General features: G+C 68.7%; 1 protein-coding gene. It reads right to left on the minus strand.

Annotated features, from left to right (window positions below; translation table 11 throughout):
• Positions 1–384: PAS domain-containing protein (locus tag G4D86_RS51965; RefSeq protein WP_240360981.1), on the minus strand; the 384-nt coding region annotated here is incomplete at its 3' end.
• Between the last annotated feature and the right edge of the window lie 18 nt (positions 385–402).

Genomic DNA, 402 nt, shown 5'->3' on the forward strand with positions numbered 1-402 from the left:
GATGTCCTGGAGCAGCGCCACATAACCGCCCGGGTCCTGCCCCGGCTCCCGGTGCGCGATGAAGGTCACCTTCACGTCGCGCGTGCCGCCCAGGCGGTAGGGGACGTCGTGCTGCTCGAACGAGAAGCTCTCGCCCGCGAGGCCTCGCTTCACGTACGGGCCGAGCACGGCGTACGCCGCCTCCCCGATGACCTCCCGGATGGACCTTCCCCGGAGGCTGTCCTGCTCAATCCCGAACCACTCCTCATAGGCCTTGTTGACCCGGCCGTAGGTCTCGTCCGGTGCGACATACGAGACGAGGACGGGGATGGCGTCGAGCAGCACGCGCAGCTCGGCCTCGCTGGCGCGAATCTTCGCGTCCAGGGCTTCGCTGTGTCGCCTCACGCGCGTCTGCTCGGTGAC

Source organism: Pyxidicoccus caerfyrddinensis, assembly GCF_010894405.1.
Classification (GTDB): domain Bacteria; phylum Myxococcota; class Myxococcia; order Myxococcales; family Myxococcaceae; genus Myxococcus; species Myxococcus caerfyrddinensis.